The organism is Nocardioides sp. (assembly GCF_036374615.1).
Lineage (GTDB): Bacteria > Actinomycetota > Actinomycetes > Propionibacteriales > Nocardioidaceae > Nocardioides.
This window is the reverse complement of the sequence record NZ_DASUTK010000152.1, coordinates 17,598-36,789: the sequence shown is the minus strand read 5'-3', so window position 1 is coordinate 36,789 and position 19,192 is coordinate 17,598. Positions and strand designations below refer to the sequence as shown.

Annotated in this window: 16 protein-coding genes; 7 read left to right on the top strand and 9 right to left on the bottom strand. The window is 71.0% G+C overall.

Annotated features, from left to right (window positions below):
- Both VFZ39_RS12020 and VFZ39_RS12015 read right to left on the bottom strand, forming a co-directional pair.
- Positions 1 to 902 (bottom strand): ABC transporter permease (locus VFZ39_RS12020; protein ID WP_330865998.1); only part of this gene is annotated, 902 nt, incomplete at its 3' end.
- Complete coding sequence (locus tag VFZ39_RS12015) at positions 899 to 2,428, bottom strand: sugar ABC transporter ATP-binding protein (RefSeq protein ID WP_330865997.1); 1,530 nt, start codon at positions 2,426 to 2,428, stop codon at positions 899 to 901. The genes VFZ39_RS12015 and VFZ39_RS12020, both read right to left, overlap by 4 nt.
- A 94-nt stretch (positions 2,429 to 2,522) precedes the next feature.
- Here VFZ39_RS12015 and VFZ39_RS12010 point away from each other — a divergent pair, with 94 nt between their 5' ends.
- The 3 genes from VFZ39_RS12010 (at position 2,523) to VFZ39_RS12000 (ending at position 6,468) form a co-directional block, all read left to right on the top strand.
- Entirely contained in the window at positions 2,523 to 3,686 is a 1,164-nt protein-coding gene (locus tag VFZ39_RS12010) for an ROK family transcriptional regulator (protein WP_330865996.1), read from the top strand.
- A 68-nt stretch (positions 3,687 to 3,754) separates the two neighbouring features.
- The gene (locus tag VFZ39_RS12005; protein ID WP_330865995.1) at positions 3,755 to 5,254 is read left to right on the top strand and encodes a DHA2 family efflux MFS transporter permease subunit; all 1,500 of its coding nucleotides are present in this window, start codon (positions 3,755 to 3,757) and stop codon (positions 5,252 to 5,254) included.
- 32 nt (positions 5,255 to 5,286) lie between these two features.
- Positions 5,287 to 6,468 carry a dipeptidase gene (locus tag VFZ39_RS12000; RefSeq protein WP_330865993.1) on the top strand — a complete coding sequence of 394 codons (1,182 nt, stop codon included), beginning with the start codon at positions 5,287 to 5,289 and terminating at the stop codon, positions 6,466 to 6,468.
- Between the two features lie 53 nt (positions 6,469 to 6,521).
- On the opposite strand, the gene VFZ39_RS11995 is transcribed toward VFZ39_RS12000, so the two are convergent.
- On the bottom strand, positions 6,522 to 8,588 hold the full coding sequence (locus VFZ39_RS11995) for a RecQ family ATP-dependent DNA helicase (RefSeq protein ID WP_330865992.1): 2,067 nt from the start codon (positions 8,586 to 8,588) through the stop codon (positions 6,522 to 6,524).
- Between VFZ39_RS11995 and VFZ39_RS11990 the strand changes: the two genes are divergently transcribed.
- From VFZ39_RS11990 to VFZ39_RS11975, 4 genes are all read left to right on the top strand, one after another.
- Positions 8,550 to 9,857, top strand: a complete 1,308-nt coding sequence (locus tag VFZ39_RS11990) for a sensor histidine kinase (protein ID WP_330865991.1) — start codon at positions 8,550 to 8,552, stop codon at positions 9,855 to 9,857. The two genes, VFZ39_RS11995 and VFZ39_RS11990, sit on opposite strands and share 39 nt — an antisense overlap.
- Positions 9,854 to 10,504: a response regulator transcription factor gene (locus VFZ39_RS11985; protein WP_330865990.1), complete on the top strand. Its 651-nt coding sequence runs from the start codon at positions 9,854 to 9,856 to the stop codon at positions 10,502 to 10,504. Before VFZ39_RS11990 ends, VFZ39_RS11985 begins: the two co-directional genes overlap by 4 nt.
- Before the next feature lie 133 nt (positions 10,505 to 10,637).
- Positions 10,638 to 11,594 (top strand): ABC transporter ATP-binding protein, encoded by a 957-nt coding sequence (locus VFZ39_RS11980; RefSeq protein WP_330865989.1) that lies wholly within the window; start codon positions 10,638 to 10,640, stop codon positions 11,592 to 11,594.
- On the top strand, positions 11,591 to 12,400 hold the full coding sequence (locus VFZ39_RS11975) for an ABC transporter permease (protein ID WP_330865988.1): 810 nt from the start codon (positions 11,591 to 11,593) through the stop codon (positions 12,398 to 12,400). The genes VFZ39_RS11980 and VFZ39_RS11975 overlap by 4 nt, the downstream gene beginning before the upstream one ends.
- A 29-nt stretch (positions 12,401 to 12,429) precedes the next feature.
- On the opposite strand, the gene VFZ39_RS11970 is transcribed toward VFZ39_RS11975, so the two are convergent.
- The 6 genes from VFZ39_RS11970 to VFZ39_RS11945 all read right to left on the bottom strand — a co-directional run bounded on the left by VFZ39_RS11970 (position 12,430) and on the right by VFZ39_RS11945 (position 19,191).
- Complete coding sequence (locus VFZ39_RS11970; RefSeq protein ID WP_330865987.1) at positions 12,430 to 12,942, bottom strand: hypothetical protein; 513 nt, start codon at positions 12,940 to 12,942, stop codon at positions 12,430 to 12,432.
- A 22-nt stretch (positions 12,943 to 12,964) separates the two neighbouring features.
- Positions 12,965 to 13,732: a 2-phosphosulfolactate phosphatase gene (locus VFZ39_RS11965; protein WP_330865986.1), complete on the bottom strand. Its 768-nt coding sequence runs from the start codon at positions 13,730 to 13,732 to the stop codon at positions 12,965 to 12,967.
- 24 nt (positions 13,733 to 13,756) lie between these two features.
- Positions 13,757 to 14,950: a sensor histidine kinase gene (locus tag VFZ39_RS11960; RefSeq protein WP_330865985.1), complete on the bottom strand. Its 1,194-nt coding sequence runs from the start codon at positions 14,948 to 14,950 to the stop codon at positions 13,757 to 13,759.
- Complete coding sequence (locus VFZ39_RS11955; protein WP_330865984.1) at positions 14,947 to 15,663, bottom strand: response regulator transcription factor; 717 nt, start codon at positions 15,661 to 15,663, stop codon at positions 14,947 to 14,949. Before VFZ39_RS11955 ends, VFZ39_RS11960 begins: the two co-directional genes overlap by 4 nt.
- 208 nt (positions 15,664 to 15,871) lie before the next feature.
- Positions 15,872 to 17,815, bottom strand: coding sequence for a M13 family metallopeptidase (locus VFZ39_RS11950; RefSeq protein WP_330865983.1), 1,944 nt, complete (start codon positions 17,813 to 17,815; stop codon positions 15,872 to 15,874).
- Between the two features lie 158 nt (positions 17,816 to 17,973).
- Positions 17,974 to 19,191: a M15 family metallopeptidase gene (locus tag VFZ39_RS11945; protein WP_330865982.1), complete on the bottom strand. Its 1,218-nt coding sequence runs from the start codon at positions 19,189 to 19,191 to the stop codon at positions 17,974 to 17,976.
- Between the last annotated feature and the right edge of the window lies 1 nt (position 19,192).

Sequence of the window (19,192 nt, the reverse complement as noted above, 5' to 3'; positions counted from 1 at the left end):
AGGAACGGGTTCACCTGCATCACGCCCATGACGTTGTCCATGACCGCGAAGATGGCGACCCCGGCCAGGGTGCCGACGACGTTGCCCTTGCCGCCGGCGAGCAGCGTCCCGCCGAGCACCACGGCCGCGATCGACATCAGGTCGTAGCCGCCCTGAGACCCGATGGTCGGGCTGCCGACACCCAGCCTCGCGAGCAGCAACAGGCCGGCCATGGCGGTGAGCAGTGAGCACAGGACGTGCGCCGCGACCACCGGACCCGCCGTCCGGATGCCCGACATCCGCGCCACCGACTCGTTGCCGCCCACGGCGTAGATGTGGTGGCCGAGCCGGGTCCGGCGGAGCATCACGATCGCCGCGACCGCGCAGCCGAGCAGGATGAGGGTGGACACCGGCACCGGCCCGATCTGGGTGGCACCGATCAGCCGGAAGGAGCGCGGTGCGACACCGTGGTTGCCCTGGTAGTTGGTGGCCAGGTAGCCACTGATGATCAGGCCGACACCCAGCGTCGCGATGAAGCCGTGCACCCTGAGCTGGCTGACGATCAGGCCGTTGACGAGGCCGATCGCGGCGGCGACCGCCAGCGAGAAGACCACCGCCATCGGCACGTTGCCGGACTCGTCGGCCATCCAGCCACCGGCGAGCACGCTGGTGAGGCTCGCGACGTACGGCACCGAGAGGTCGAGGCTGCCGACCAGGATCACCAGGGTCTGCCCGATCGCGATGAACCCGAGCACGCTGGTCAGGGTCAGGATCGAGCGGATGTTGCCGACACTGAAGAAGTTGCGGCCCTCGAGGGCGGTCAGGATGGCACCGGCCACGATCGCGACCACCAGGATGCCGACCACGATGCCGGTCGAGGTCAGCCGGGAGGTCCGGCCCGACAGGGAGCTGAACACGCTCACGCCGCTCCTCCCTCGGCCTCGGCAACGCCCGTGGCGAGGGCGAGCACCTGCTCCTCGGTCACTCCGGCCGGGAGCTCACCGGCCTGCCGGCCGTCGCGCATCACGATGATCCGGTCGGACATGCCGATCACCTCCGGCAGCTCGCTGGAGACCATCAGGACGCTGACGCCTCCGGCGGCGAGCCCGCGCATCAGCTCGTAGATGCTGTGCTTCGCACCGACGTCGATGCCGCGGGTCGGCTCGTCCATCAGCACCACCCGGGGCTGCGCGGCCAGCCAGCGCCCGAGCACCACCTTCTGCTGGTTGCCGCCCGAGAGGAACTGCACCTCCTGGTCCATCGCGCGAGCGGAGACCTCGATCGAGGACAACAGCCCCGGCATGTCCCGGCGCGTGCTCCCGGTCCGCCGAGGGAAGACGGCGCGGACGACGCCGAGGGCATTGTCGAGGATCGACTGGTTGAGCGCGAGGCCGGTGGCCTTGCGGTCCTCGGTCACCATCGCGAGCCCCGACCGCACGGCCTGCCGCGGCGTCCCCGGGCGACGCTTGGCCCCGGCGACGACCATCTCCCCGCGGGTGAACGGCCGGACGCCGAAGATCGCCTCGAGCAGCTCGGTGCGTCCCGACCCCTGGAGGCCGGAGACCCCGACGATCTCGCCCGCCCGCAGGGTCAGGTCGATCCCGTCGACGTACCCGTTGCCGGCCTCGCGCAGCTCGAGCAGCGGCTCACCGATCTCGGTCCCGTCGACCGGGTCGGGGAAGAACGACGAGATCGAGCGGCCCACCATCAGCCGGACCAGCGCGGCGTCGTCGAGGTCCTCGGCGCGCTCGGTCGCGACCTGTAGACCGTCCTTGAGGACCGTGATCGTGTCGCACAGGTCGAAGACCTCCTTGAGCCGGTGCGAGACGTAGAGGATCGCGACGCCGCGCTCGGCGAGCCCGCGGATGATGCCGTACAGGAGCTCCACCTCGTGCTCGGCGAGGGCCGCGGTCGGCTCGTCCATCTGGATGACCTGGGCGTCGAAGCTGATCGCCTTGGCGATCTCGACGATCTGCTGCTCGGCGACCGAGAGCGTCCGCACCCGCTGCCCCGGCCTGATCCCGGTGACACCGAGCCCCGCGAGCAGCTCCTGGGTGTCGCGCTGCATCATCGCGGTGTCCACGAGCCCGCGACGTCTCGGCTCCCGGCCCAGGTAGATGTTCTCGGCGACCGAGCGCTCCGGCAGCAGGTTGAACTCCTGGAACACGGTGGAGATGCCGGCGTGCTGGGCCTGGAGCGGGTGGCTGAAGTGGACCTGCTCGCCCGCGACCTCGATCGTGCCCGCGTCGGGGGTGTAGACGCCGGCCAGCACCTTCATCAGGGTCGACTTGCCCGCACCGTTCTCCCCCACGAGCCCCAGCACCTGACCCGCCCGGAGCTCGAGGTCCGCGTCTGCGAGCACGGTGTGGCCGGCGAACGACTTCGTCAGCCCGCTCGCGCGCAGCACGACCTCGCCCCGGCGGGCGTCGTCGGACGGGGAGGGCACCACGGGCGTCACTGTGGCACGCGGCCGCACTTTTGTCGAGGGACCGGCAGAAGTTCATTGCTGGACGTACACAACAGGTGCGTGCTTCACTTCCGCCGTGCGGCCCAGCGACGTCTTCGACCTCCTGCGGGACGGTCAGCCGCGCACCCGTGCCCAGCTCGCCGAGCTGACCGGTCTGGCCCGCTCCACCATTGCCGCGCGGATCGACGTGCTGCTGCGGCTGGGGCTCGTGGCACCGTACGGCGGCGGGATCTCCACCGGCGGCCGGCCGCCCTCGCTGCTCGCCCTCAACCCGGGTGCCTGGGTGGTCGCGGGGATCGATCTCGGCGCCACCCACGCCACGGCAGCGCTGGCCGACCTCGCCGGGACGATCCTCGCCGAGCGGCGCGCCGACCTGGACATCGCAGCCGGGCCCGAGGTCGTCCTGACCTGGGTGGAGGGCGTGGTCGACGACCTGCTCACCGAGCAGCGGCGCCCGGTGTCAGAGCTGGCCGCGATCGGGATGGGGCTGCCGGGTCCGGTGGAGCACTCCACCGGCCGTGCCATCAACCCGCCGATCATGCCCGGCTGGCACCGGTACGACGTGCCGGCGCATGTCCAGCGGGCCTTCGACGTGCCCGTGCTGATCGACAACGACGTCAACATCATGGCGCTCGGCGAGCGGCACGCTCACCTGAGCGACGTCGACGACCTGGTGCTGATCAAGGTCGCCACCGGCATCGGCGCCGGCATCGTGTCCGGCGCCGAGCTGCAGCGGGGCGCCCAGGGCACGGCCGGCGACCTCGGGCACGTCCGGGTCGGCCGAGCGGGCGACACCGTCTGCCGGTGCGGCAACGTCGGCTGCCTGGAGGCGATCGCGGCCGGTCCCGCGATCGCCGCCGAGCTGCGGGAGCAGGGCATCGACGTGGCCGACGGGCACGGCGTGGTCGAGCTGGTCCGCGCCGGCGACCCGGCCGCGATCGCCGCTGTCCGGCAGGCCGGCCGCGACCTCGGCGAGGTGGTCGCGACTCTGGTCAACCTGATCAACCCGTCGGTCGTCGTGATCGGCGGCGCGCTGGCGGAGGCCGGCGAGAGCCTGTTGGCCGGGATCCGCGAGGTCGTCTACTCCCGTTCTCTCCCGCTGGCGACCGAGCACCTGCGGATCGTGACGTCGCGGGCCGGCGAGCGGGCCGGTGTGATCGGAGCGGCTGCGCTCGCGATCGAGCACGTGCTGTCGCCCGCGGCGATCGACGCCGCGGAGCGCCGGCTCGTCAGCGCGTGAGGGCGGCCGGTCGCGGGATCGGCAATAACGATTGGCCGCCTGTCGGTGGCCGCCTCTAACCTTTTCGGGTGAATACGGAGACTTCAGACCTCGCTGAAAACGTCCCTGAGGACCCGAGCATCACGCCCGGGTCCGACGCCGGTCTCGACCGCGGTGTCCTGATCGTCGCGGGGGTGGTCGTGCTCGGCGCGATCATGTCGATCCTCGACATCACGGTCGTGTCGGTGGCACTGCAGACCTTCCAGACCGAATTCAACGCGACCGCGGCAGACGTCGCGTGGACCATGACCGGCTACACGCTCGCGCTCGCGGCGGTGATCCCCTTGACCGGGTGGGCCGCGGACCGGTTCGGCACCAAGCGGCTCTACCTGCTCGCGGTGTTCCTGTTCACTGCCGGCTCCGTGTTGTGCTCGGTCGCCGACGGCTTGGGACAGCTGGTCCTGTTCCGCGTCATCCAGGGTCTGGGCGGCGGCATGCTGATGCCGCTGGGCATGACCATCCTCACCCGCGCCGCGGGTCCGGACCGGGTCGGTCGGGTCATGGCTGTGCTCGGCATCCCGATGCTGCTCGGCCCGATCTTCGGTCCGATCCTCGGCGGCTGGTTGATCGAGATCGCCTCCTGGCACTGGATCTTCCTGATCAACCTGCCGATCGGTCTGGTCGCCCTCGCCTACGCCGCGAAGGTGCTGCCGAAGGACCACGTCGAGCCCTCGGAGAGCTTCGACTGGCTCGGCATGTTGATGCTCTCGCCCGGGCTCGCCGCGTTCCTCTACGGCGTCTCCTCGATCCCCGAGCACGGGACCGTCACCGCCACTGAGGTCTGGCTGCCGGCCCTCGTCGGCCTCGCCCTGATCGTCGGGTTCGTGCCGTGGGCGCTCCACCCCCGCAACATCCACCCACTGGTGGAGCTGCGGCTGTTCAAGAACCGTGACATGTCCATCGCCGTGGTCGCCATGATGCTGTTCGCCATCGCGTTCTTCGGCTCCAGCCTGTTGTTCCCGCTGTACTTCCAGGAGATCCGAGGCGAGACGGCGCTCTCGGCCGGCTGGCTGATCGCGCCGCAGGGATTCGGCGCGATGATCACGATGCCGATCGCGGGCATCCTGGCCGACCGGATCGGCCCCGGCAAGGTCGTGCTCACGGGCATCGGCACGATCGTGGTCGGGATGTCGGTCTTCACCCAGCTGACCGACACCACGCCGTACCCGCTGATGCTGGGCGCGCTGTTCGTGATGGGCCTCGGCATGGGCAGCACGATGATGCCGATCATGTCGGCGGCACTCGCGACGCTGACCGACCACAACATCGCCCGCGGCTCGACGCTGATGAACATCACCCAGCAGGTCGCCTCGTCGATCGGCTTCGCACTGTTCTCGGTGCTGCTGACCAACGGCCTCAAGGACGCGCTGGCGCAGCAGGACCCCAACCCGATGCCGGCCATGGCCGAGGCCTACGCGGACGCGTTCCTGGTCGCGGTGGTGCTGGTCGCCCTCTGCCTGGTGCCGGCGTTCTTCCTGCCGCGCCGCAAGGTGGCCCCGGTCGACCCGGCGGCGATGGTGGCCCACTGAGACCTCCGACCTCCGACTGACATAGTCGGGGCATGGACGAGCTCGCTGACCTGCTGTCGCGCCACCCCGTGATCGACGGGCACAACGATCTGCTGTGGGAGGCGCGGAAGCAGGTCGGCTACGACTTCGACCGGCTCGACATCGCCGGGTCCGTCGCGTCGACCCACACCGACCTGCCGCGGCTCGCGGCGGGCGGTGTGGGCGGGCAGTTCTGGTCGGTCTACGTCCCGTGCAGCCTGACCGGCGGCCACGCAGTAGCGGCGACCCTGGAGCAGATCGACGCGGCGTACACGATGATCGAGCGGTACGCCGACCGGCTGGCGTTCGCCGGCACGGCCGACGAGGTCGAGGCAGCCTGGGCGTCGGGCCGGATCGCGTCGCTGCTCGGAGCCGAGGGCGGCCACTCGATCGACTGCTCGCTCGGGGCGCTGCGGATGTTGTACGCGGTCGGCGTCCGCTACCTGACGCTGACCCACAACGACAACACCCCGTGGGCGGACTCGGCGACCGACGAACCGGCGGTCGGCGGGCTCTCGTCGTTCGGGGTCGAGGTCGTGCGGGAGATGAACCGGATCGGGATGATGGTCGACCTCTCCCACGTCGCCCCGGACACGATGCGGGCCGCGCTCGCGACGACCGACGCGCCGGTGATCTTCTCCCACTCCTCCGCCCGCGCCGTGGTCGACCACCCGCGCAACGTGCCTGACGACGTGCTGGCGTCCCTGCCCGACAACGGCGGGGTCTGCATGGTGACGTTCGTACCGGCGTTCGTGAATCCCGAGGTCGCTGCCTGGCAGGCCGAGCTGGTCGCCGCGGCCAGGGCCGCGGGAGTCGCACGCGACGACGACGACGGCGAGACCGCCTTCAAGCTGGAGTGGTCACGCGATCGACCGCGACCGAGCGCCACGCTCGAGGACGTCGTGACACACGTCGAGCACGTGCGCGCGGTGGCCGGGATCGACTCGGTCGGACTCGGTGGCGACTACGACGGCGTGGACGGACTTCCCGTGGGGCTCGAGGACGTGAGCAGCTATCCCCGGCTGCTCGCCGCGCTCGCCGACCGCGGCTGGTCGCAGTCCGACCTCGCCCAGCTCACGAGCGGCAACCTGCTCCGCGTGATGCGCGGAGTCGAGTCGGTTTCGGCGAAGCTGCGGTCCGAGCGTGGCCCGAGCCTGGCGACGATCGAGGAGCTGGACGGTTCGGCACCCACGTAGTCCGCCGCCGAAATCATCACCTGAGCGGCTCTGCTGATGATTCGGGCGGCGGACTACCCGCTCACGGCCAGGGCGAGGGGCAGCACCTCGGTGGCGCCTGCGGCGCGGAGCGACCGGGCGGCCAGCGTCATGGTCCAGCCGGTGACGACCAGGTCGTCGACCAGCAGCACCGGGCCTGCCGGCACCTCGGCCTCGAGCGCGAACCGGCGGGTCACCGCGGCCACCCGCTGGGCGGAGTTGGAGGCGCCCCGCTCGGGATCGATCGAGCGGTCGACGATTGCGAATCGCCCCACGACCGGTACGCCGAGGTAGCGCGCCAGCCCGTCGGCGAGGTCGCGGGGAAGGGTCGGTCGGCGCGCCGACTCGACGTGCACGATTGCCTCGACCTTCGGCTGCCAGTCGGTCAGCACCTCGACCACAGCCCGGGCGAGCGGCACCGGGACCGGCCCGTCGCCGCCGGCGAACAGCGCCCGGAGCGATCCGCCGTGCCCGAGGTCGTGGAGCCGGGCGACGACCCGGCCCTCCTCAGCCCCGCCGGCGATCTTGCCCTTGAGGTCGAGACCGAGGTTGCCGAGCGCGGTCGGCCACATCTTCCGCGGCTCGAGCACGACCCCCGGCCGCGAGAGCCGCTCCTCGGCCGCCTCGACGGCCGCCTCACTGACGTCGCTGGGCAGCGTCAGACCGCCACACCGGTCGCACCGGCCGCAGGGCTCGGCGCCGGGGTCGTCGAGCTGGCGGCGGAGGTACTCCATCCGGCAGCCGTCGTGGTCGAGGTAGGCGAGCATCGCGGCCTGCTCGCGCTCGCGCGCCTCGCGGACCCGGCGGTGCCGCTCCTCGTCGTAGACCCACGGCTGCCCGGTCGCTTGCCAGCCGCCGCGGACCCGCTGCACCGCGCCGTCCACGTCGAGCACCTTGAGCATCGTCTCGAGCCGGGTGCGGTTGAGGTCGACGTAGGTCTCCAGCGCGGCGGTGCTGAGCGGCCCGTGCTCGGCGAGCGCTTCGATGGTCGCTCGGACCACCGGCTCGCGCGGGAACGCGAGCGAGGCGAAGTAGGCCCAGATGTCGCGGTCCTCGATCGCAGGGAGAAGCACCACCGTCGCGTCGTCAGTGCCACGCCCCGCGCGTCCGACCTGCTGGTAGTAGGCCACCGGTGAGGCGGGCGCGCCGAGGTTCACCACGAAGCCGAGCTTGGCGTCGAATCCCATCCCGAGCGCGCTGGTGGCCACCAGCGCCTTGACGTCGCCCGAGAGCAGCGACTGCTCCAGCGCGAGCCGTTCGGTGGGCTCGGTCTGCCCGGAGTAGGCGGCCACGGGGTGGCCGCGGGCGCGCAGATAGCCCGCGACCTCCTGGGTGGCGGCCACGGTCAGGCAGTAGACGATGCCCGAGCCGGGCTGCTCCGCGAGGTGGTCGGCCAGCCATGCGAGGCGCTGCTCGGCGGTCTTCAGCCGCACCACGCCGAGCCGCAACGACTCCCGGTCGAGCGACCCTCGCAGCACGAACGTCTCGGTGCCCAGCTGCTCGGCCACGTCGTCGGTGACCCGTTGGTTGGCGGTCGCGGTCGTGGCGAGGACCGGGATGCCGTCGGGCAGCTCGGCGAGCAGGGTGCGGATCCGCCGGTAGTCCGGTCGGAAGTCGTGGCCCCAGTCGGAGATGCAGTGGGCCTCGTCGACGACGAGCAGCCCGCAGGTCGCCGCCAGCCGCGGCAGCACCTCGTCGCGGAAGCCGGGGTTGTTGAGTCGCTCCGGGCTGACGAGGAGCACGTCGACCGCACCCGCCGAGATCGCCTCGTGGATGGGCTCCCACTGCTCGATGTTGGTGGAGTTGATCGTCACTGCCCGGATGCCGGCCCGCTCGGCGGCGGCGATCTGGTTGCGCATCAGGGCCAACAACGGCGAGATGATCACCGTCGGCCCCGAGCCCTGTGACCGCAGCAGCAGGGTCGCGACGAAGTAGACGGCCGACTTGCCCCAGCCGGTGCGCTGGACCACCAGGGCCCGGCGCCGGTGGACCGCGAGCGTCTCGATCGCGGCCCACTGGTCGTCGTACAGGGTCGCGTCGTCGCTGCCCACCAGCGTCCGCAGGTGGCGCTCGGCGTCCCGGCGTACCGCGTCGCGATCCATGCCAGCGTGTCTACCAGCCGGCACCCACCCACGCTGCCCCGCGAGTCCCACTTTTGGTGGACGACCATCGCGCTGCCGCAGCTCTACCGTGGCGGGGTGACGCGGGCGCGGCAGCTCCTCTTCAGGTACGGACTCGACCTGCTGATCTGCCTCGCCGCGCTCGAGGCCGCGATCGCCACCGCGCTGAAGGAGAGCCTCGACCACCCCAGCGGTCCGGTGCACTGGTTCGAAGTGGTCGCGGTCGCCGCCGTGGTGCTGACGCTCCTCGGCCGACGGCGGTTCCCGTTCGCGGCCCCAGCGGCCACCTGGCTGGCGAGCGCGGTGCTGTCCTTCGTCGACGGCGAGCTGATCGTCAACCAGTCCGGGCTGTTCCTCGCCGGCATGGGTGCCGCGGTGCTCCTGGGCAACCAGCGCAGCCCGCGGCAGGCGTACGCCGGCCTGGCGATCGTCGTCGCGTCCGCAGCTGTCGTCGTCTCGCGCAGCGCCGACGCGAGAGCCGAGGACGTGCTGTCGATCCCAGTGCTGTTCGGGATCGGCTGGCTGATCGGCTTCGCGCTGCGTGAGCGGACCCAGCGGACCGAGGCCGCCGAGGAGCGTGCGGCCCGGGCCGAACGTGAGCGCGAGGCGGCGGCCCGCGTCGCCGTCGCCGAGGAGCGTGGCCGGATCGCCCGTGAGCTCCACGACGTCGTCGCCCATGCGGTCAGCATGATGCTGCTGCAGGTGGGAGCGGTGCGGCACCGGATGCCCGAGTCCGCGCAAGCCGACCGAGAGGCGCTCAGGAACGTCGAGGAAGCGGGCCGGACCGCGCTGACCGAGATGCGGCGGCTGCTCAACGCGATGCGGCAGGACGAGGACGCCGCAGACCTGGCGCCCCACCCGGGGCTGGACGACCTCGAACGGCTGGTACGGGACGTCGGTGCGGCAGGACTGGACGTGGACCTCCAGTTCCGCGGGGACGCAGCGCCACTGCCACCCGGCCTCGACCTGTCGGCGTACCGGATCGTGCAGGAGGCGCTCACCAACAGCCTGCGCCACTCAGGCCCCGGCCAGGTCGAGGTGACCGTGACCTATGAGCCCGGGGCGCTGCGGCTCGAGGTCCGCGACCACGGACCCGGGATCGCCTCGGGTGCCAGCGACGGCCACGGACACGGCCTGGTGGGGGTCCGCGAGCGGGTCAAGCTGTTCGGCGGCGAGATGTCCGCGCATCCCGCACCCGGTGGCGGCTTCTTGGTGAAGGCGCGCCTCCCGCTGGGTGGTGACGACTCATGACGATCCGGGTTCTCGTGGTCGACGACCAGTCGATGGTGCGCGCCGGGTTCCGGCTCCTGCTCGCGGACGAGGCGGACATCGAGGTCGTGGCCGAGGCGGGCAACGGCCTGGAGGCGGTGACGTACGCCGCCCGGTTCCACCCCGACGTGATCCTGATGGACATCCGGATGCCCGAGCTCGACGGTCTGGAGGCGACGCGCCGGATCCTGTCGACCGACACCACGGCGCGGGTGCTGATCCTCACCACGTTCGACCTCGACGACTACGTCTTCGAGGCGCTGCGCGCCGGCGCGAGCGGGTTCGTGCTCAAGGACGACCCGCCCGAGCAGCTGCTCGCCGCCGTACGCACGGTCGCGGCCGGGGAGGCGCTGCTCTCACCCGCGGTCACCAAGCGGGTCATCCGCCACTTCGCCAGCGTGCACCGGCAGCCCCCTCCCCCCGGGGTCTCCGAGCTGACGGCGCGCGAGCTCGAGGTCTTCTCGCTGATCACCCGGGGCCTGTCCAACGCCGAGATCGGACAGCAGCTGTTCATCAGCGACACCACGGTCAAGACCCACGTCACCCGGCTGCTTCAGAAGCTCGGCCTCCGCGACCGCGCCCAGGCGATCGTCCTCGCCTACCAGGCCGGGCTCTTCGACGAGTCGTAGGCGCGCGCCCTCCTACCAACGGACGACGCGCCCTCACCGGTACGTCGCAGCAACGTCGCGACCTCGCGACGACGCGCAGACCCGCCCGCGTACCTAGCGTCGAAGACGACCTATTCGCATGAGAGGAACCCAGATGATCACCATCGACAACCTGACCAAGAAGTACGGCCACACCCTCGCCGTCGACGAGGTCAGCTTCGTCGCCCAGCCCGGCCGGGTCACCGGCTTCCTGGGTCCGAACGGGGCCGGCAAGTCGACGTCGATGCGGATGATGGTCGGACTCACCAAGCCCACATCGGGCAGCGCCACCGTCGCGGGCCGGCCGTTCGCGGACCTGCCCAACCCGGGCATCGAGGTCGGCGTGATGCTGGACGCCTCGGCTCAGCACGCCGGCCGGACCGGTCGGGAGATCCTCACCATCGCCCAGCAGCTGACGGGAGTCGCGGCGCGCCGCGTCGACGAGATGCTCGACCTGGTGAGCCTGACCCCGGCCGAGGCCGACCGCAGGGTCGGCAACTACTCGCTCGGGATGCGGCAACGGCTCGGGATCGGCACTGCCCTGATCGGCAACCCTCGGGTGCTGATCCTCGACGAGCCGGCCAACGGTCTCGACCCGGCTGGCATCCGGTGGATGCGCGACCTGTTGCGCGAGTTCGCCGATGACGGCGGCACGGTGCTGCTGTCCTCGCACCTGCTGCGCGAGGTCGAGATCGTCGCCGACGACATCGTGATGATCGGCGGCGGCCGGATCGTCTGCCAGGGATCCAAGGCGGACCTGCTCCGAGGTGTGGGCAGCGTCGTACGCGCCACGGACCAGCGCGCCCTGCGGGGTGCTCTTCACGCATCCGGCTTCGAGACCGCGCTCTCCGACGACGGCGCGGTGGCCACCGACGTGGAGCCGGCCCTGGTCGGCCAGGTGGCACTGCGGGCAGGTGTCGCACTGACCGAGCTGCGCGCCGCCGAGAGCGGCCTGGAGGACATGTTCCTCCAGCTCACGGCCGACACCCAGCGGGACGGCACCCGGCACGGCAAGCGAAACCAGAAGCGAAACCAGAAGCGGGACCAGGAATCAGAGAGGAAAGCAGCATGACCACCATCGACACCACCCTCGGCGCCACCGCCGTCGACCGGACGCCGGCTCGCGTTGCCCCGGTCCCGCTGACCCGCGTGGTCCGCGTCGAGCTGCGCAAGATGTTCGACACCCGGGTCGGGTTCTGGCTGATGGCCAGCCTCGTGATCCTGGGCGTCGTGGCCACGATCGGGACGATCCTCTTCGCCCCCGACGAGGAGCTGACCCACAACACGTTCGCCGCGGCGATCGGCTTCCCGATGACGATCGTGCTCCCGATCATCGCGATCCTGTCGATCACCGGCGAGTGGAGCCAGCGCACCGGCCTGACCACGTTCACGCTGGTCCCCCACCGCGGGAGGGTCCTGCTGGCCAAGACCTTGTCGGCCGTGGTCGTCGGGGTCGCGGCGATGCTGGTCGCGCTGGTCGTGGGGGTGGTCGGCAACGTGGCCGGGACCGCGATCACCGGGACCGAGCTCATCTGGGATCTCTCGGCCGCACAGTTCGGAACCATCGTCATCGGCAGCCTGCTGTGCCTGCTGACCGGGACGATGCTGGGCATGGTCATCCGCAGCTCGCCGGGTGCTCTGGTCGTCTACTTCGTGATGACCCTGGTGCTCCCGACGGTGTTCGGGATCCTGGCCACCAGCCAACCGGACTTCGTGGACGTCCAGCCCTGGGTCGACGCCGAGCTGGCCCGGTCCTTCCTCTTCGAGGGACCACCGCAGGGTGAGCAGTGGGCCCAGGTCGCCGTCACCGCAGCGCTGTGGCTCGTGCTGCCCGCCCTCCTCGGCCTCCGGCTGATCATGAGGTCGGAAGTGAAGTAGGAGCCATCACCACTCGAGGGGCTCGTCGCTCAGGCGGCGGGCCCCTTCCGGCGTACGTCGTCGACGGCGGTCATCGCCTCGCGCAGCTCCGCCAGCCAGTCCTCCTCGTGCTGGCCGACGAGCCGGACGCACCACGCGAGCGCGTCGGAGCGCGACCGGGCGACACCGGCCTCGACCAGCGTGTCGAGCACCTGTCGCTGCGGCTGGCGAAGCCGTGTCATGACTGGTGCTGCGACGTGGGTCCACAGCTCCTCGTGGTCGCCGACCCGCAACCCCCAGGAGACCTTGCGCTGGTAGCGGTGCTGGGCCTCGCGGGCGATCTTCATCCGCGCCTCGCGGGTGTCCTCGCGGAAGGCGCTGGCCCGGCCCGCGCGTGCCTCGGCGGTCGCGACCTCCGAGTCACCTGTGACGTCGTCCGTGGTCAGGATCACGGTGATCTCCTCGCGGTCGACACTGACCCGTGGGGCCTCGACCGTCCACTCCTTCGGCAACCGGCCGGCGAACCAGCCGGTGATCGCCTCCTGCTGCTCGTCTGTAATCATGTAATCAGTGTTACACGCGGAGTCAAGGGACGGTTCGCGGCACCGCCGCGAACGCACCGCCGCGCAGCACCGGCACCGCGTCGCTCGTGTGCAGCCGACCGGCGATGGCGACGTCGTGGGCGAAGCCGGCGGCGGTCAGCTCGACCCCGCTGGCACAGCTCGACAGATGCTCGAGCGGCCGTGGCTCGAAGCGGGCGTACGCGTCGCGAGCCAGCCGCGCCTCGGGACTCATCAACGCGGGGTCGAGCTCTGCCAGCACGGCCCCGGCGCCCCACAGGTCCTCGGCGCAGGGTCGCATCGAACCGTCGGGCCATCGCTCACCGGCCGGTACGACGGCGACCACCGTGCCGGCGTCGAGCCGTGGCCGCAGCCAGTCGGCCACCGCCCGAGCATTGCGCAGGCAGGCCACCACGACCTCGGCCCCGGACCCCGCCAGCTCGGCGCAGATCGTGGAGCCGTTGGGCGAGGGGAGCACGAGCCGCTCGATCCCGGTCGCGGTCTGCAGCGATCCCGGCGAGAGCGACACCGCCCCCGCCCGGTAGCGGGCGTCGTGCCGCTGCAACGCGAGGTTCGCCCGCCGCTCCTCGGCGTACTCGGCTGCACGCTCGTCCCGCCACCGAAACGGGTAGACGGTGATCCCGCGCTCGACCGCCACCGTCACCGTGGTGCTGAACGAGAGCACGTCGACCACCACGGCGACGCCGGACCGGCGGGCGATCACCGTGCCGCCGGTCGGTCCCCACTCGAGCCTGATCCGGTGGTCGGCCTGGTCGTGGCCCGCAGTGACCATGCCCGAAGTCTTACCCCACCACCGCTACCGCGCCGACGGGCGGTCCACCGGGCCCGGGAAGGACCCTCTCACCGCCGTGCCCTGGCCCGGGGCCGACTCGACCCGCAGCTCACCGCCCGCTGCCCGGATCCGGACCGCCATCCCCAGCAGCCCGCCGTCCTGCTCCACCGACGACGGGTCGAACCCACGGCCGGTGTCGATGACCGCGAACTCCAGCCGGGGGTCGCCGTGCAGCCGGATCTCCACCTGGTCGGCGCCGGAGTGCTTCGCGGCGTTCTGGAGGGCTTCGAGGATGCAGAAGTAGACCGCCGACTCGACCTCCTGCGACTGTCGCTCCAGTGGCTCAGCCCGCACCGTGGCCGGGACCGTCGACCGACGGGCGGCCGCGGCGAGTGCCGCCACCAGCCCGCGCTCCGCCAGCAGCTGTGGGTAGATGCCACGGGCCAGCTCGCGCAGCTCGTTGATGGCGAGCAGGTTCTGCTCGCCGAGGTCGTCCACAGCCAGTCGCGCCTGGACCAGGTCGCCGCGGTCGATCAGCTGCCGCACCCTGCTGATCAGCACACTCATGCTGACCAGCCGCTGCTGCGCCCCGTCGTGAAGGTCGCGCTCGAGGCTGCGGCGGGCCGCGTCAGCCACCTGCGCCACCTGGCGCCGTGACTCCCGCAGCTGGTCGGCGCGGTCGTGGAGCTCCTGGTGGTTCTGGCGGACGACGATCATGATCACGACGACCACGACCGGGACGGAGACGACCAGGCTGAGCACGTGCGTCGGGAAGTCCTCACCGAGCATCCGCCGCTGCTCTGCCATGGCGGCCGTCGCCGTCACGGACACGAGGACCACCACCACGGCGACGGTCAGGGTCCGCCGCCCCAGGAAGGGGTAGGCGACGATCAGCGGGACCAGCAGCACCAGGACCGCCAACGGGCTGAGCCACGGTGAGACCCACACGCAGCCGAAGGCGAAGATCAAGGCCGACGTCAGCAGCGCGAACGTCACGCCGTCGGCACCCAGCACCGGCGCCAGGGCGAGCCCACCGACCATCACCACGCTGGCCATCAGCAGCACGACCGTGATCTGCCGGATCTCGGTGTACCTGGGGCCGAGCAGGTAGATCGCTGTGAGCAGGACGGTCGCGGACACCAGCGACGTCGCGTTGATCAGCGCGAACCGCCGCAACCGCGGCTCGACTCGCCGCCACCCGGTGAGGAACCAGGTCACCACCGGGCGGTCCCGGGCATCGACCCGGCCGGGGGCTCGGCTGTGCCGACGTCGTTGAGGTAGACCAGCGCCGCCGCCACCCGTCGGTGCAGCGGTGAGTCCGCTGGCAGGTCGAGCTTGGCGAAGATCGAGTTGATGTGCTTCTCGACCGCACGGTCGGTCACCGACAGGGTCGCGGCGATCGCCTGGTTCGACATCCCGCGCGCGACGTGCGTGAGGACGTCCAGCTCGCGTGGGGTGAGTCGCGAGAGGGCGGAGTCGGGGCGGCGAGAGCCGGCGGAGACCAGGCCGCCCACGACCGACTCGTCGATCACGGAACCGCCCGCGGCCACCTCGCGGAGCACCGCGACCAGCTCGTCGGCCTTGGCCACGCGCTCCTTGAGGAGGTAGCCGCGCCCCTGGCTGCCGGCGGCCACGAGGTCGAGGGCGTACTCCGCGTCGGCGTACTGCGTCAGCACCACGACGCCGAGCTCTGGATGGGTCTCGCGGATGTGGCCGGCCGCACGGATCCCCTCGTCGGTCAGCGTCGGCGGCATCCGGATGTCGGTGAGGACCACGTCGGCCTCGGCCCGGTCGACCGCCGCCATCAGCTCGTCGTAGTCGGTCGCGACCGCGACGACGTCGACGTCGTCGTACCCCTCGAGGAGTGCGACGATCCCGGCCCGCAACAGCTCGCCGTCCTCGGCAAGGACGAGACGCAGCGGTGCGGTCATGGCGCGACCCTAGTGGGGAGCGGTCGGACCGACTGTGGTGCTGGCACTACTGACCGAGCCGGGAACCCTCGCCACGATGGACCAGTCTTGCCGGTTGCGCACGTCGCGCACGGGGGAACCGGCGGACACAAACCGCGGGGGACGGCCTGGCGGTGTCGCAACATCTCAGATGTCGCGGCACCGGCGGGCCGCATCGCGTTCCGGACCACTACCAGATCCGGACCCGCCGCTCCGGGTCGAGCCAGAGCCCGTCGCTGCTGGCGGTCTCGAAGACCTCGTGGAACTCGTCGAGGTTGCGCACGATGTTGGCACGGAACTCCGGCGGCGAGTGCGGGTCGATCGTGAGGTACTGCTGCTCCTGCTCCTTGCGCCGCTTCGTGCGCCAGCAGTAGGCCCAGTTCAGGAACACCTTCCGTCGCTCCTCCACCGACGCGCTCCCGTCCTGGCTGATGAGGAACGCCTTGTGGCCGATCGTGAGACCACCGAGGTCACCGATGTTCTCGCCGACGGTGAGCGCGCCGTTGACCCGCTCACCGGGAAGGTCGCGCGGCTCGAACTGGTCGTACTGCTCGATCAGGGCCTTGCTCCGGACCTCGAACGCCGCTCGGTCGTCGGCGGTCCACCAGTTGTTGAGGTTGCCCGCACCGTCGTACTGCGAGCCCTGGTCGTCGAAGCCGTGTCCGATCTCGTGCCCGATCACCGAGCCGATGCCGCCGTAGTTCTCCGCCGGGTGGGCCTCGGGGTCGAAGAACGGCTTCTGCAGGATCCCGGCCGGGAAGCAGATCTCGTTGGTGCCCGGGTTGTAGTAGGCGTTGACGGTCTGCGGCAGCATGAACCACTCGTCACGGTCGACCGGTGACCCGATCTTGGCGAGCTGGCGGTCGGTCTCGAACGCCGAGGCCGCACCGGCGTTGCCGATCAGGTCGTCGGGGTCGACCTCGAGGGCGGAGTAGTCGCGGAACGTGTCGGGGTAGCCGATCTTGGGGCGGAACGTCGCCAGCTTCTCGAACGCGCGCTGCTTGGTCTCGTCGGTCATCCAGTCGAGGTCGGTGATGGACTGCCGGTACGCCTCCAGCAGGTTGGCCACCAGGTCGTCCATCAGCTCCTTGCTGCGCGGCGGGAAGTGGCGGGCGACGTACTCGCGGCCCACCGCCTCGCCGATCGCTCCCTCGACGAACGCGACACCGCGCTTCCAGCGAGCCCGCAGCTCGGGGGTTCCGCTGAGGGTGCGGCCGTAGAAGTCGAAGTTGGTCTCGACGAAGTCGTCGGTCAGGTACGGCGCCGCCGAGCGCAGCACCCGGCTCACCATCCAGGTCCGCCAGTCCTCGATCGGGACCTCGGTCAGCACCTGGGACAGGTGCTCGAGGTACGACGGCTGCCTCACGCACACCTCGGCGATGGTCTCCGCCGAGCCCCCGAGGTTGCGGACGTAGGCGTCCCAGTCGAAGGTCGGCGCCAGCTCCTCGAGCTCGTCGCGGGTCTTGAGGTTGTAGGTCTTCTGCACGTCGCGGGTCTCGGCCCGCTCCCAGTGACCGCCGGCGAGCCGGGTGTCCACGGCGAGCACGGTCGCGGCCGCCGCGGCGGCGTCCTCCTGCTGGCCCAGCTCGAACATCCGGGTGAGATAGGCGACGTACTTCTCGCGGATCTCGGCGAACTTGTCCTCGCGGTAGTACGACTCGTCGGGGAGGCCGAGCCCGCCCTGCACGACGTTGACGATGTAGCGGTCGGAGTTCTTGGCGTCGGTGTCGACATACGACCCGAACAGCCCGAACCCTCCGAGCCTCTCGAACTCGCCCAGGAACGCCGCGAGGTCGCGGACGTCGCGCAGCCCGTGCACCGCCTCGACCAACGGCATGAGCGGCCGGCTGCCGCGCTCGGCGATCTGGTCGGTGTCCATGAACGACCGGTAGAGATCTGCGATCTTGCGGGCGTCCTCGTCCAACGTCTCGCGGTCGGCAGCCGCGAGCTGTTCGATGATGTCGCGCACCTGCTGCTCGGCGACGTCGGCGAGCTCGACGAACGGCCCCCAGCTCGACCGGTCGCTCGGGATCTCGACGTCATCGAGCCAGCGTCCGTTGACGTGGCCGAACAGGTCGTCCTGCGGTCGGATGGCGGTGTCCATGCCCTCGCGGGCGTCGTCCAGTGTGCTCACGCGTCGACCCTAACTGCCGCCGGGGGCACGGTCTCGTGACGGGGCGTTCAACGACTCGACTCGCGCCGGACCTCGTGGGCGAGTCCATGACCTCGTGCGCGATGGTTCGCGCGCGAAGTCACTGGTTCCCCGGCTGAGCGGGGATTCCGGCACCCCCGCTACCGCGGCTCCACCAGCCGCGCGAGCTCGAAGTGCATGGGATCGGTGTAGCCCCAGTGTCCGCCCCAGGCGAAGCCCCACTTCTCGAAGATGGCGACCACCTCGCGGTTCATCTCGCCGACGGTGCCGCGCTGGTTGCCCGGGACGTTCAGGTCGAGAGCCAGGCCGAAGGAGTGGTTGGAGAGCGTGGTGGTGTTGGCGATGAAGCGCGGGTGGTAGCAGCCGGCGTACTCGTCGACGTGGATCTCGTCGGCCAGCCCGGCCACGACGATCTCCTCGAGGGCAGCCCGCAGCTGCGGGAAGAGGGCCTGGTGGCAGGTGACGCTTCCGAGGATCGGCACCGACTCGGTGGCGATGTTGGCCGACACCCACGCCGGGTCGGGTCCGATCCGACCGCCGCCGAGCACGGTGTAGTTGAACGTGCCCACCACGCTGGCGATCGAGCCACCGGTGAGGAACGCGGTCTGGACGGCACCGGGGTCGAGCCCGAGCCTGGAGGCGATGTCGAGATCCTGCACGGACGCCCGGTTCCCGACAATCCGCTCGACGTCCTTGCGGATGGTCGAGGGGTCGAAGCCCTCGGTCGACAGCAGCAGCCCGTTGCCGAACACCATCCCCTCGAGGTCGTCGACCCACGCGGTGTTGACCACCAGGTCGATCGTGGTGGCCTGGGGCGCGTACGCGCCGATGTGGACCACGGGCGCGTCGGTGCCACCACCGAGCGCGACGTTCCCCTCGTCGTCCTGCAGCCGTTTGCCGAGTGCTTCGCGGACCGCCAGCTCACCGCCGGCCAGCCGGTCCCAGACCGCCTGCTTCTGCGCCGACTGACGAGGCGTGAAGCGCCGGTACGTCGCGCCGTCAACTGCGGCCACGGTGAGCGCCTGGTTCTCAATGGTCACCTGGCCCAGCCCGATCGGCTCGACCGCGGCCACCTCGCGCAGCCGCTTGATCCGCTTCACCGTCGCGTCGCTGAGCTCCTGACCGGAGAAGATGAGCATGTCGGGGCGGTAGAGCCGGTCCTTGAGCGGACCCGGGGACTCCACCGCGTTCTCGGCCAGGGGGGTGGCGGTGCTGCTGGTCGGTGTGCCGCTGCCGCTCGGCTCGTCGGCGCTCGGAGTGGGGTCGGCGACCGAGCCGGGCGCGTCCGTGCAGGAGGCGAGCGCGAGCACCGCGCAACCGGTCACGGCCGCGCGCAACCACCGGCTCCGCTCGTTCACC